At 59.7% G+C, this 13328-nt stretch carries 13 protein-coding genes; all 13 read right to left on the bottom strand.

Annotated features, from left to right (window positions below; genetic code table 11):
- Position 1 precedes the first annotated feature (1 nt).
- Entirely contained in the window at positions 2 to 1039 is a 1038-nt protein-coding gene (gmd, locus tag FYM52_RS06655) for a GDP-mannose 4,6-dehydratase (protein ID WP_154163538.1), read from the bottom strand.
- Between the two features lie 42 nt (positions 1040 to 1081).
- Positions 1082 to 2212 (bottom strand): glycosyltransferase family 1 protein, encoded by a 1131-nt coding sequence (locus FYM52_RS06650; RefSeq protein WP_154163537.1) that lies wholly within the window; start codon positions 2210 to 2212, stop codon positions 1082 to 1084.
- 5 nt (positions 2213 to 2217) lie between these two features.
- Entirely contained in the window at positions 2218 to 3549 is a 1332-nt protein-coding gene (locus FYM52_RS06645; RefSeq protein WP_154163536.1) for an O-antigen ligase, read from the bottom strand.
- Positions 3546 to 4718, bottom strand: a complete 1173-nt coding sequence (locus FYM52_RS06640) for a glycosyltransferase family 1 protein (RefSeq protein ID WP_154163535.1) — start codon at positions 4716 to 4718, stop codon at positions 3546 to 3548. Before FYM52_RS06640 ends, FYM52_RS06645 begins: the two co-directional genes overlap by 4 nt.
- Before the next feature lie 2 nt (positions 4719 to 4720).
- Positions 4721 to 5671 carry an NAD(P)-dependent oxidoreductase gene (locus tag FYM52_RS06635; RefSeq protein WP_154163534.1) on the bottom strand — a complete coding sequence of 317 codons (951 nt, stop codon included), beginning with the start codon at positions 5669 to 5671 and terminating at the stop codon, positions 4721 to 4723.
- 18 nt (positions 5672 to 5689) lie between these two features.
- A complete protein-coding gene (locus FYM52_RS06630; RefSeq protein WP_154163533.1) occupies positions 5690 to 6397 on the bottom strand; it encodes a DapH/DapD/GlmU-related protein in 708 nt (235 codons plus the stop codon).
- A complete protein-coding gene (locus tag FYM52_RS06625; RefSeq protein ID WP_154163532.1) occupies positions 6394 to 7683 on the bottom strand; it encodes a lipopolysaccharide biosynthesis protein in 1290 nt (429 codons plus the stop codon). The genes FYM52_RS06630 and FYM52_RS06625 overlap by 4 nt, the downstream gene beginning before the upstream one ends.
- 70 nt (positions 7684 to 7753) lie before the next feature.
- Positions 7754 to 8686: a hypothetical protein gene (locus FYM52_RS06620; RefSeq protein ID WP_154163531.1), complete on the bottom strand. Its 933-nt coding sequence runs from the start codon at positions 8684 to 8686 to the stop codon at positions 7754 to 7756.
- Positions 8687 to 8729: 43 nt separating this feature from the next.
- Positions 8730 to 9578, bottom strand: a complete 849-nt coding sequence (locus FYM52_RS06615; RefSeq protein WP_154163530.1) for an NAD(P)-dependent oxidoreductase — start codon at positions 9576 to 9578, stop codon at positions 8730 to 8732.
- Between the two features lie 2 nt (positions 9579 to 9580).
- Complete coding sequence (rfbC, locus tag FYM52_RS06610) at positions 9581 to 10117, bottom strand: dTDP-4-dehydrorhamnose 3,5-epimerase (protein WP_154163529.1); 537 nt, start codon at positions 10115 to 10117, stop codon at positions 9581 to 9583.
- Positions 10118 to 10127: 10 nt separating this feature from the next.
- Entirely contained in the window at positions 10128 to 11480 is a 1353-nt protein-coding gene (gene rfbH, locus FYM52_RS06605; protein WP_154163528.1) for a lipopolysaccharide biosynthesis protein RfbH, read from the bottom strand.
- Positions 11477 to 12550, bottom strand: coding sequence for a CDP-glucose 4,6-dehydratase (rfbG, locus tag FYM52_RS06600; RefSeq protein WP_154163527.1), 1074 nt, complete (start codon positions 12548 to 12550; stop codon positions 11477 to 11479). Before rfbG ends, rfbH begins: the two co-directional genes overlap by 4 nt.
- Positions 12547 to 13320 carry a glucose-1-phosphate cytidylyltransferase gene (gene rfbF / locus FYM52_RS06595; protein WP_154163526.1) on the bottom strand — a complete coding sequence of 258 codons (774 nt, stop codon included), beginning with the start codon at positions 13318 to 13320 and terminating at the stop codon, positions 12547 to 12549. Before rfbF ends, rfbG begins: the two co-directional genes overlap by 4 nt.
- Positions 13321 to 13328: the final 8 nt, after the last annotated feature.

The raw sequence follows: 13328 nt of genomic DNA, 5'->3' as shown, positions 1-13328 counted from the left end.
ATCAGAACGATGCGCCGCGTTCGATGCGCCGGATGTCTTCCTTGACCATCATGGCACACAGATCCTCTAGCGTTGTAGTGGGCTTCCAGCCCAGTATGCGCTCGGCCTTGGCAGGGTCGCCGATCAGCAACTCTACTTCTGCAGGGCGATAAAACGCCGGGTTGACACGCACCAGCGTACGTCCCGTGGCAGCGTCTATGCCGACCTCTTGCTCGCCGCTGCCTTCGAACTTCAGCGTGTAGCCGGCGGCCTTTGCCGTCATGGCAACGAAATCCCGCACCGTCTCAGTCCGGTTGGTTGCCAGCACAAAGGTGTCAGGCTTATCTGCCTGCAGCATGCGCCACATGCCTTCGACGTAGTCCTTGGCAAAACCCCAGTCGCGCTTGGCATCCAGGTTGCCCAGTTCCAGTGTCTCTTGTTTACCTGCGCGGATGCGGGCAAAGGCGTCAGTAATTTTGCGGGTCACAAATTCACGACCGCGCAACGGCGATTCATGGTTGAACAGAATGCCGCTGGTGGCGAACAGACCATGCGCCTCGCGGTAGTTGACGGTCATCCAGTGCGCGTACAACTTGGCCACGCCATAGGGGCTGCGAGGGTAGAAGGGGGTGTCTTCGGTCTGTGGGATGGCCTGGACCTTACCGAACATCTCTGACGTGGATGCTTGGTAAAAGCGGATTTTGGGGTTGACCAGACGGATGGCCTCAAGCAGGTGCAAGGCACCCACGCCGGTGATTTGTGCCGTGGTGGTGGGTTGCTCGAACGATACTCCCACAAAGCTCTGCGCGGCCAAGTTGTAGATTTCGTCGGGTTGGATGCGTTTGATCAGTGAGATGCAGACACCCGGGTCGGTCAGGTCGAATTCCACCAACTTCAGCCGCTCGTGGTTGACGACGCCCAGTTCTTCCAGGCGCCAGAAATTCACTGAACTGGTGCGACGGTAGGCACCATAGACGGTATACCCTTTGGACAGCAGGAGCTCAGCGAGGTAAGCACCGTCTTGGCCGGTAACGCCAGTAATCAAGGCAATTCGAGACATAAAAAGCTTTCGAAAATACGGAGGTTTGTTCGCAGGGGGATGTTATGTCGGTGATGACTGACTCGGTCGGTCGGCCGATTGGGAGGTCAGCCCGGCTGTGTTCAGGTGGTCAAACAATTGGCGCGCGCCGCGTTCCCAGGTGAACTGGCCCACCCGGACGGCGCCACGCTGGCGCAGCGTCTCGCGCAGTGTGCCGTCTGTCAGGATGCGCTCCAATGCGGTGGTGATATCGGGAATGTCGAGCGGATCAAAGAACAGCGCGGCATCACCGCAGATCTCTGGAATCGAGGCCGCTTGTGCTGCCACGACCGGGCAGCCGAGCGACATCGCCTCCAGCGGGGGGATACCAAAGCCTTCATACAGTGACGGAAAGATAAAGGCGTGGGCGTGGCGGTAGAGCTCACTTAGCTCTCCGTCGCTGATGGCGCCGGTGGTGATTACACGCGGGTCGCTGGTCGTGTCTAGCGACTCCCCAGCAAACACCGCATTGTTACCACCGCCTACAAGCACCAGGCGCACGTCAGACGCGCTGGTGGCGCGGAAAGCCGAAACCAGTGCGGGTAAATTCTTCGTCGGATTCATGCTGCCCACGGCGAGCAGGTACTTGACGTCGCTGAGTGCGAGGCGCTCTAAAACCGCGGGTTCAGGCGTCACGCTCTTCATGTGTGTGGCGGCGCAATAAACCAGCTGAAGGCGGCGAGCGTGCGGACCCAAGACATGAATGAGCCGCTGGCGCGAGAACTCCGAGATCGTCAGCACCAGTCGCGCCGAATGGCTGACGGCACGGAACAGCAGCCGGTACCAGGTTCCGTAGGCGGCCGTGTAGGCCTGTGGGTGGTCGTAGACGGCTGCGTCAGGAATCATGCAGACCTGCTTGCGCTTGAACAGTGGCGCGGGGCCTGCGAGATTTAGCAGGGTGCGGCCAGCCGTATAGATGGGCAGAAAGAACTGTTCCCACGCATGAAGGCCACCGGGCATTGCGCCGACAAAACGCACTTCAATACGCTTGAGTACCGGTGGCTTCGCTCCTGGCGGACAGAGCAAGACCCAGTGGTCCGTATTGCCGGGCTCCTGTAGGAGCTGGTCCAGCGCCTGAAGCAAGCTGGCAGCGAGTCGTTGCACGCCGGTCATACGTTGGGCAGCGAACTTGCCGTTGATGAAAAGGGTGTGCATAGAGTTCAGGGGGGCGTCGTTGTCGCCAACGTCGCAGGTGGAATGGCGGGGCCTGGGAGGGGCGGCGATGAGGCCGTTCGTGGCGATGCACTTTTGAGGATGAGGCCGAAGAATACCCAGATGAAAACGACGGTGTACGTAGGGAAAGCGTTCCAGTACAGCAACACACCGGTCAAGCCCAGCAACCAATGTCGCCGGCCAGGGCCGGTGCGTTTCCAAGCCAGACGAAGCAACGAGAGCAAAAAACCGCAGAACAGCACCAGTCCAACCAAGCCCATTTCGGAGACCAGTTCTGCATAGATGTTGTTGGCGATGCGACGATAGCTTTCATCGTAGATAGTGAGAAGTGGTCCGGATAGCAGTTCGTTGCTGAGAAACCCGTAGGTTTGCAGGCCCTGGCCAAATATAGGAGCGTTCTCAAAGAGCAGCAGAGCGGCGTTGATGGACTCAAGGCGGTCAATGCGCGAGAACGATGCCGGCGTGACCTCTTCTTCGAAGAGCTTCTCGTGAATGCCAAAGTCCAAACCTGCCAGCATGAGCCCGATGGCCATAGCTGGTGTGACAATGAATACTGTGAGGCTGCGTAGCAAAAGCCTGCTACGTGTGCGGGCGGCAAAGACGTAATAAATGCTCAGCAGCATCGCCAACAAGACCAGGCTGGCCGAACTCTGTGACAGCACCACTCCAATCAATGCCAGAAAGAGGTAGCAGTTGGCGGCTCGTGATGGTGCTGCTCGGCGGTATTCCAGCGCCACGAAGATCGACAGCAGGTAGTACATACCGGCCAGATTGCCTTCATTGAAGGTGCCGGCTCGCTGCAGCAGGGGGGCGGCAGTAATGACATAGGTGAGCGCGTGCAGTACCACTGCTACCGTCAGACCCTTCAGCCACCAGCGCATCAACTGGCGAATCGGGTGGCGGGTGTGGCGTACCACCTCTAAGGCTATGAGGACCAGCATTACCTGCAGCAGCCGTACCAACACCACGCGGGAGTAGGCCACGCCACCAGTGGTCAAATGCAGGGTCCGCTTACCCATCCCATCCAGGTGCATGTAACCATATAAGCCTGACGCCAAGCAGTAGACGAAAAACACCACGACCCACTTTCGAAGTGCGCCTGGATCTCTTAGCCACAGCCGAAGGGCCAGTGGCTGCATGAGTGCGTACAAGGCCCACAGCAGCAGGAACAGGCTGGCCGCTGGTGGACGGTAGGCGGCGCTAGCCGGAATGGCGAACTGCGGCAGCAGCCACATGAACAACGCCATGGCCGGCAGGTGCCCCGACGTGCTGGCGTTATGCTCGCAGTCGGGTATGGGCTGTGGCGGGGTGAGGCTCATCGTGCCTGCGCGGTGGCTACTCGCATGGTCTGCGTGACGTAGTCGACGTAGAGTTGCCCGAAGGCGCGCAAGCGTTGCTGATAGCTGGCTGTAATGGCTGCTTCATCCACAGGTGGGGTGGGTTCGGCGAGCGTTTGGGCCATGTGGTCGGCCAGCGCGGTGGCGTCATCCGTGGCGAAGAAACGGCCATTCTGCGGTGCCTGCTCGCGGTGGACAGCCAGGTCCGACAGTAGCAAACGCTTTTGCAGCGTTTTGGCTTCTTCCACCGAGGTGCTCCAGCCTTCAAAGCGCGAGGGGTTGATCACCGCCGCCGAGTGGGCCATCAGACCCTGCAGATCCGTATGCGGCACCACGCCAAGCACCCGGAAGCGGTCATCCACACCCTGTGCCTGGCAGTGGGCCATCAGTTCGTCAAAGTATTGCGGCATGCGTGCGTCATAGGGCTTGCCGGTGCAGACAATGGTGGCGTGAATGCCACGCTGCTTCAGCAGCGCCAGCGCGTCAATCGCCAGTCGATGGTTTTTGTTGGACCAGAACTGATTAGGGAGATGAAAGTAGCGCTCCGGCAAGTGGTAACGCGTGCGCATCTCCTGTGCAGAGGGCAGGCACGAGAAGTCCACCGGGTTGGAGACGAACTGCATCACGTACACCGGTTTTTGGTATCCGGGCGCGAACGTGTAAAGGTCGTCGCGGGCATCCTCGCTGCTGACGATGATGCCGTCGCCATGCTTGCAGGCGTTGTGGTAGCGCTTGGTCGACCAAGCGATCTGCTTGGGCGTCCAGTACTCTGGCAGATGCATGAACTGGAAGTCATACAGCCAGGGAAGTGTGCGGATGGAGGATCGTTTGCCAAGGTAGGCGGAATGTGACAGCAGATCGATGCTGTGGCGCGATAGGTAGCACGACAGCAGGTAGTCGTTCTCGAACCCCCGCAGCGTCACCTGGCGCGCGAACCAAGCTGGTGCCAGCCGATCCATCAACGGCGTTCGCAGCACCTCCAGCCAGGGAAATTCTTCCGGAAGGGATGAGACGGTTTTGTTACCAAGCACCAGCACGATCTGCCAAGATGGAGGAGCGACTTCGTGGATGGCACTGAACAGGCTGGCGAAGTAGTTGCGGCCGCCCAGCCAGTCTTTGTCGTTGAAGTGGTACGCGAAAGCGATGCGCATGCTCAGAGGTGTCCTTCAGTCTTGAACCAGTTGGCGTAGCGCTGCAGCCCCTGCTGTAGGTCGATACAAGGCTGGAAACCCAGGGTGACGGCGGCGCGCTCGTGGCTGGCGGTCAGCCGGCGCGGATTGCCTGGATGGGCCTCGCCAGAAAATATCGGCTGTAGTCCTGTATTGCCGGCCTCGGCCAACAGCGTCAGGACTTCCCGGGTGTTGGCGCGGACATGGCCGCCGTTGTATATGGCATGGCCCGCACCGTGGGCCAACGCGGCAGTGCACAGCAGCCGTGCGGCGTCATCCACATGAATCCAGTCACGTAGCTCTTCACCGGTACCGAAAAACGATGGTGTGCCATGCTGGAACTTGTTGAGCGCATCCCACAGCAGCTGCTTGCGCAGGCCTTCGCCATATACGGAGAACAGCCGAACGATGCGGGTCTCCAGGCCAAAAAAGCGGCTGTAGGACTCACAGAGCATCTCGGCCATGGCCTTGTGATACCCATAGGGGGATATCGGTGCGACGGGGGTGTTCTCGCGAATGTCGCGGTCGCCCTGGTCTCCATAGACCGCGGCGCTGGAAGCCAGCACCACGCGCGGAGGAGTGGGCAGCAGCCGCGCGAACTCCAGCATTGCCAGCGTGGTGTCCACCGAGCGCGAGAAATCGGTTGCCGGCGCAGAAAATGAGTGCGAGACCGCGCCGCTGCCGGCGCAATGCACGACCAGCACGGGCTGGTGGTCTGCGCAGATGGATTGGATGGTGGCGGGCGTGATGTCCGCGTCCAGCCAGGCAATCAGGCCATGCTGTTGGCGCTCTTCGGTGTTCCACTGGCCGTGGCCCAGACCCAGCACGCTGAAACCTTGTGCAGCCAGCTGCCGGCAGACATGACGCCCGACGAAGCCGGCGGCGCCCAGAACCAGGGCCGTGCGGCGGTCGCTTTGAACAGTTGGGTCACTCATAGATATTTGGGTCGGGGCTTAGCTCTTCAGTTGGAGGACGTAGTCGGCTTCTTGCGGGATTGTCGCTAGATGGTGTGCCAGCGCTGCGTCTCGCGCAAGCGTGTCATCAGGCAGGCGGGTCCAGCAACGAGTGGGCCAGTCGAAGACCTTCAGTACCCGCGCCGGCTGACCGCCAGCGAGGCACAATGGTGGCAGCGACTGTCGCACCACCGAACCTGCGGCTACCACAGTGCCGTAGCCGACCTCGATGCCGCCCAGTAACGTACTACCTACGCCAATCCAGGTGTTGGGTCCCAGGCGCATGCGGCCGTAGGACAGCACTGGCGCTGCCACATAGGGCAGGGTTGGATCGTCATAGGCATGTCCTGCGGCAAGCAATTGGCAGGCGGCGCCAATGTTGCACTGGCGGCCGATGTGGATGGATTCGCCGGCGGAGAAGAAGCAGTGGCGGCCAACGAAGCTACCGTCCTCGATGACGATGCGCGTGCCGTCATCGTTGTCGTTCGTGTGAAAGTGCGTGCCCGGGTCGATGATGACTCCAGTCCCTAACCTCACCTGCCGCCACAGCCGCGCGGAGGCATGGCGGGAGATTGAGGCATGCAGGCCAGCGGCGCCCCAGCGGCCCGTTAGGTCGGCGATCCCACGCAGGGAGCGCAAGCGAGCAATCGCTCGCCGCAGCGGAAATGGCACCATGGCTCTCAGCCAATGACGAAGCGATTCATTCATGTGCGGGAAGGGACCTCGGACGGAGCGGGCACCAGCGCGCCGATGATGTGACGGCGGGCGTAGTAGCTGAAATACAGCGCACCGGGTAGCACCACCAGCAGCGTGGCCAGCGGAATCGCGGCGATGCCTGCCGCGTGGCGCTGCAACAGGAAGAACAGTGGAAGGAACAGTGCCGTGGATGCGATGGCAAACAGAATCTGTAGGCGCAGCCGCTCCGCTGCATTCAGGAAAACGGCTCCGGCATAGGCCACCATCTGGACTGCCACCTGGGCTGCGAACCAGAACACTTCCGCTGGCTGGACTTCCAGCTGGCCATGGCTGTATAGGCGCACGAACGGCGCGACCACCATCATTGAGATCGCCAGTAACAGCACGCCGCCCCCCACACTGGCCGCCAATAACTGAACCTGTAGCCGCTTAACATTCGCCACCTGTCGTTGGCTGATCAACGTGGCGATGGTAGACCAGGCGACGGCGATCAACACATTGAACAAAGTCATCGGGATCTGATAGACCTTGTTCAGGATGTCGTAGCGTGCTGCAGCGCCGGCCGAAAAGTAGGTGTAGGCCAGGTAGGTACCCAGGTTGAAAAGTACCAGGGCGGTCATCTGCAGAATGAAAAAGGCCCCGCCGATGCGCAGCAGTGGCAGCGCATCGGCCAGTGGCCGTCTGCTGACCAGGCGGGCGCCGAAGCCCTGCTGACTGAGACCCAGCGCACGGTATGCACGCAAGAAAGTGTAGGTGCCATGGAGCAGCCAGAGCATGGCGAACGCCACAGCCAGAGTGTGCAGGGACGCTTCACGCCCCAATGCCAGCACCAGCAGCAGCCAGGCCAGGCTCTGCAGCATTGAGGCCTGGAACGAGACGGTAGACCGGTTCAGCCCCTGCAGAATGTTCACGCCGATCATGGCAGGCAGGCACAGGAAAGCGCAGATGTAGAGCACGCTGGCTTCCAGCGGAAAATCCCGTACCACCGACAGACGCGACCCGCCCAGCACGTACAGCACGATCAGCGCCAGGCCGATCAGGAACGCCAGGCGCACCGCTACGGCGATCTGGTCGCACAGCACTTCCAAGTCCCCCCGCGCTGCGACACGGTTCTTGATGACGTACCCGATGCCCAGGTCAGACATCTGAATCCACACCAATGCCGACACCAGTGTTGCCCAGGCGCCATAGTGCTCCGGCCCCAGGTTCCGGATCAGGAGGGAGACGCTGGCGAAGCTGAAGCCTATGGTGCCGATGCGGTAGAGCAGCGACAGGATTGTTTCGCGGGAAGCAATCATGTCCGTGGTGGTGGCAGCGGAATGAGCGTGCACGTAGGCAAAATTATGGAGTGATGCATTAGATCGTTGCTCAGGCTGACATCCTTGTGCGCCGTAGGCGCCAGAGGCAACGCAGAAGGCGAAGACGGCCTAGCAGCGTGGCGTGTTTGAACACTGCATGCCGCCAGAAGAAGTCACGCGCCTTTACGAGGTCGCCTTTGGCGATCAGATTGTCAACACCAGCCAGTACGTTCCGGTTGATGACCTCTGCGCGGTACTGATCGATATCGACCTTTGCGTGAATCGGGTGATGGCCTGTGCGTAGGAGTTGGGTGATCTTGTCGGTCCAGCGCACCACATCCTTCATCCACCGGTCGGTGCCGTGAAAGGCATGTGTGCCGGAGCCATTCCAGTAACGGTATAGGCCGATGACTTTCGGGACAAAGACCGACTTGCCTAATAGCAACGCACGCTGAACGAAATCACTGTCGGCTGCTGTGATTTCCATTTTTTCGTCAAAGGCTCCTATGCGCTTGAGGAAGTCCTGCCGGATGAGGATGCCTGGCAACCGGGCATCGACGGAGTAAGCGAACCTCGTGAAGCCGTCACCGGTTGCGAAGACTTCCTGCGCGGCAGGGACATAACCGCCGAACTTTTGGTCTTGCCCATCGATGAAATCGCAACCGAACACCAGGATATCCGCATCGGCGTGCTGACGCAGTGCGTCGGTCACAATGGCTCTTGCCTCTGGAAGGAAAAGGTCGTCATCCGAAGGAATGAAAACGTGCGTGCAGTCGGCGTCCACTAAAGACAAGGCTCGATTCCAGTTTGCGAACATCTCCACCATCACTGGTGAGTGCGACACCTTAACTCGTCCGTCTATGGGTGGATCCAGTGGCAGCAGACTAGAGTCGTTGTCACTGACATAGATGGACCAGTCGGACGGGATTGTTCCGATCAAGCGGTCGAGCATCTCGCGGCGCTTATAGGTCGGAATCGCGACGGCAATCTTATTTGGGCTCATGTCTAGCGGCGGAACGAGTAAGAAGCAATGAAGGTATCTGGGGTCAAGCGATATGTGCGTCCTGCACATTGGCTACCAGCCGTGGCAGCTCTCCGGGACGCAGGCCCAGCTCTCCAGGCTGGAGTTGACCAGTGGCTGCCCAGACCTCCCACCAATGTCGAGCGAACTCAAGCAAGGATTGGGCGCGACCAGTGCCGACGTTGCGGAGGTGTGGCAGGCCTGGCGCGACGTCAGTGAAGTTCAGCGCTTCGACGAACGTGCGCGCGACTAGCTCAACTGGCACGAAGTCGCGCACCTGCAGTCCGGCGCTCATTGGAAAATCGCGGCCGTCCTTTGCAGCTTGCCGGAGCGAGGGCCAGAAGCGTGTCGCCGCTTCACCCTCGCCGAACACCTGGAATATGCGTAGGACCTGCAAACGTAAATCCAGGTTGCGTGCTAGGCCGAGACATGCAGTAGTTGCCGCTGCCTTGGAGATGGGGTAGGTCAGCGAAGGGCGCATCTCGGTGGCAGGATGCACAAAGTCCTGACCCTCCGCTGCAGTGCCATATTCAAAGCAAGTCCCCGCGACCAACACGTCCCGGATACCTTGCGCTGCTGCTTGCTGCAGTAGACGCGTTGTCGCGTAAACGTTCCAGTACAGGCATTCATCCAGCGGCGCGTAGGGCGGATTCGGCGTGTGGGACGCCAGGTGCACGATGGCGTCGCAGCCGGCAAGCTCGGCTCTGAAGTCTTGGTCCAATGCGCGGTCCACCCAGACCGGCTCGCGCGTCAGCGGCAGACGCGAGTGGCTGCCAGGTCGGCGCTGCGCAATCACGTCGTGGCCGGCGGCCAGCGCCTGCTGGAGGAAGTGTGAACCGACGAAGCCGGTGCCTCCGGTGACGAACAGTTTCATGGTCAGAACGGGTTATCGAAATCGGCGAATGCGGGATGGGCGCGATCGCGCGCAGACACGATGGGCCGATCGAGGCCCCAGTGGAGCCCGAAGGAGTCCCAGCGGATGCCCGCATCGTTCTCCGGCGCATACACGCTGGTTACCTTGTAGGCCATTAACACGTCCTCGGTCAGTGCTAGGAACCCGTGCGCCATACCCTTGGGAATCATTAGGCCGTGACCGCGTGCCGCGTCCAGTTCGACCGCGATGTGCCGACCGTGCGTCGGCGAGGCCTTGCGCAGATCTAGCACAACGTCCAGCACTCGCCCCTGCATGCAGTAGACGAGTTTTTCGTGATCATGCGGAGGTGTCTGGAAGTGCATACCGCGGATCACGCCCTTGCGGGAACTGGAGTAGTACTCCTCGCGCCACTCGGTTGGCAGACCCAGAGCCGAGAAGCGCTCTGCATGGAAGGTCTTCACAAAGGTGCCGCGCTCGTCTTGGGCGAAGAAGGGGCGGACCTCATAGCAGCCTACCAAGGGGGTGGGGATCAGCTCCATCGACAGAATCTCAGAAGTTCACGCCGAAAAACTCTTCGAGCTTGTCCGCGATGTAGTCCAACTGCTCCTGGCCCAGTGCCGGGAAGGTGCCCAGCCAGAAGGTCTGGTTCATTACGATGTCGGTGTTGGTCAGCTCGCCGCTGATACGGAAGTTGCGTCCGGCCATGTAAGGCTGCTTGGTCAGGTTTCCGGCAAACAGCAGCCGCGTGCCGATCTTGTTCTCTTCCAGGAAATTGATCAGGTCAGTGCGCTTTACGCCGGCCGTCTCCTTCAGTACCAGCGGGAACCCGAACCACGACGGTTCGCTGTTCGGCGTTGCTTCCGGCAAGTGCAGAAATTCGGCGACGCTTGCCAGCTTGGCCTTCAGGTATGTGAAGTTGGCGCGGCGCTTGGCGATGAATTCCTCGACCCGGTCCATCTGCGCCAGAGCGCAGGCTGCCTGCATGTCGGAGATCTTGAGGTTGTAGCCCAGATGGCTGTACGTGTACTTGTGGTCGTAGCCGTCGGGCAGGTCGCCGCCCAGCTGTTCCTTGGTCCAGCAAAAGCGCTTGTCGCAGGTGTTGTCCTTGCCGGGCGGGCAGTAGCAGTCGCGGCCCCAGTCACGGAAAGACTCGGCGATCAGCTTGAGTTCAGGATTGTTGGTGAACACGGCGCCGCCTTCACCCATCGTGATGTGGTGAGCAGGGTAGAAACTCAACGTACCGATATCGCCGAAGGTGCCGACCAGTTTGCCGTCGTAGGTGGCGCCCAGCGCGTCACAGCAGTCCTCGACCAACCACAGCTTGTATTTCTTGCACAGCGCTGTCACCACTTCCAGGTTGAAAGGGTTGCCCAGGCTGTGCGCCAGCATGATGGCCTTGGTCTTGGGTGTGATTGCAGCTTCGATCTTGCTGGCGTCAATATTGTGCGTGGCCAGGTCCACGTCTACAAATACTGGCACGGCGCCAAACTGCAGGATAGGGTTGACCGTGGTCGGGAAGCCGGCTGCCACACCAATCACCTCGTCGCCCTGCTTGATTGCGCGATCACCCAGCTTGGGGCTGGTCAGTGTCGAGAAGGCCACCAGGTTGGCTGAAGAGCCCGAGTTGACGGTGATCAGGTACTTGACGCCCAGAAATTCGGACAGGCGTTGCTCGAACATGGCGTTGAAGCGGCCGGTGGTTAGCCAGCCGTCCAGCGAGGCATCGACCATCATCTTCAGCTCGCCTGCGCCGATCACCTTGCCCGAGACGGGCACGGCGCTTTGGCCGGGCACAAAGGGCTTTGGAGCGTAGGCGATATCGGCATACTGCTGGACCAATTCGCTGATCTGGCTGCGCAGTTTGTCCAGCTGGGGTTGAAAATTAACTGGCGTGCTGTTCATACGTGGGATCGATATTGGGAAATTTGATGCAGGCACAGGGCTCGCATGTCCTGGTTTGCAAGCCACGCTTGATGCCATTCGGTGATGCGAGAAAGCGCTGTCTCGAGCGACCAGCGCGGGGCCCATTGCAGACGCTGTCGCGCTTTGGAGATATCCAATTTCAGAAAATTGGCTTCGTGCGGGTGCTCTCCGGGTTGCAGCGTCCAGCTTGCCCCGTTGCCCCAATCCTGGCACAAATGCTCGACGATCCATTGCACCGGTTTGGCGTCTTCGTCGCGCGGACCAAAGTTCCAGCCTTCGGCATTTGCTTGCCCTTGATTGTAAAGGCGCTCAGCCAGCAGCAGGTAACCGGACAGGGGCTCAAGAACGTGCTGCCAAGGGCGGATCGCGTGGGGGTTGCGGATAAGCACCGGCTGGTTTTGCTGTAGGGCCCGGAGGACATCGGGGACCAAGCGGTCAACTGCCCAGTCACCTCCGCCGATCACATTGCCCGCACGGGCGGTTGCAATCGCAATGCCGTCTTTCGACAGGAAAGATTTGCGATACGCCGCACTAACCAATTCCGCACAACCTTTACTATTGGAATAGGGGTCATGTCCCCCCATGGGCTCATCTTCGCGATAGCCCCAGGCCCACTCCCGGTTTTCGTAACATTTATCGGTTGTGACATTGACGATGGCTTTGACGGATCCCGCATGGCGGGCGGCTTCCAGCACATGCACGGTGCCCATGACATTGGTCGCATAGGTTTCGACTGGCTGTTGGTAAGACAGCCGTACCAGCGGCTGCGCTGCCATGTGGAGGATGATTTCCGGCTGGAATGCGGATATCTGCGACTGCACCGCGGAAAAATCACGGATATCACCGACGCAATGCTCCATGCCTTCCGCCACGCGGGCCACGTGAAACAGCGCGGGTTCTGTGGGGGCGGGTAATGCGAAACCGCGCACCACGGCGCCCATTGATTGCAGCCAGAGGCTCAGCCAGCTTCCTTTGAATCCCGTGTGCCCGGTCAGAAAAACCCGTTTTCCCTGCCAGAAGGCGGTGTCTGTCTGCGTGATCTGAGTCATTTCCAGATTTTCCAAGGTGCTTGGCCAGTGGCCCACAGCTCTTCAAGGTGATTTTTGTCGCGCAGTGTGTCCATGGGTTGCCAGAAGCCTTGGTGTTCGTAGGCCATAAGCTGTCCTTCGGAGGCGAGACGCTGCAGGGGTTGTTGCTCCCATATGGTCGAATCGCCATCCAAGTAGTCCAAGACACGGGGCGAGAGTACAAAGAAGCCACCGTTGATCATGGCCCCGTCGCCTTTGGGCTTTTCCTTAAAGCTCATGACCTGCTGGCTCTGAATATCCAGTGCGCCAAATCGGCCTGGCGGGTAGGTTGCTGTCAGCGTAGCGGCCTTGCCATGTTGCTTGTGGAACTGGATGGTTGCTGAAATGTCCACGTCGCCCACTCCGTCGCCATACGTGAAACAAAATGCTTCATCATTGCGAACATAGTTGGCAACGCGTCGCAGGCGTCCACCAGTCATCGATTCATCGCCGGTGTCTACCAGCGTCACACTCCATGGTTCTGCACGCTTGTGATGGACTTCCATGTGATTGTTGCGCATGTCAAAAGTGACATCCGACATGTGCAGGAAGTAATTGGCAAAGTATTCCTTGATGACATAGCCTTTGTAGCCGCAGCAAATCACAAAATCAGTGACTCCATGGTGCGAGTACATCTTCATGATGTGCCAAAGAATGGGTTTTCCGCCAATTTCTACCATGGGCTTGGGGCGTGTCGAAGTTTCTTCGCTCAAGCGGGTTCCGAGTCCACCAGCAAGAATCACAGCTTTCATAGAAAATT

It is taken from the genome of Comamonas sp. CAH-2, assembly GCF_009668305.1.
Lineage (GTDB): Bacteria > Pseudomonadota > Gammaproteobacteria > Burkholderiales > Burkholderiaceae_C > Comamonas > Comamonas aquatica.
Note: the sequence above shows the minus strand (reverse complement) of the source record. Positions and strands in the feature narration are given on the sequence as shown.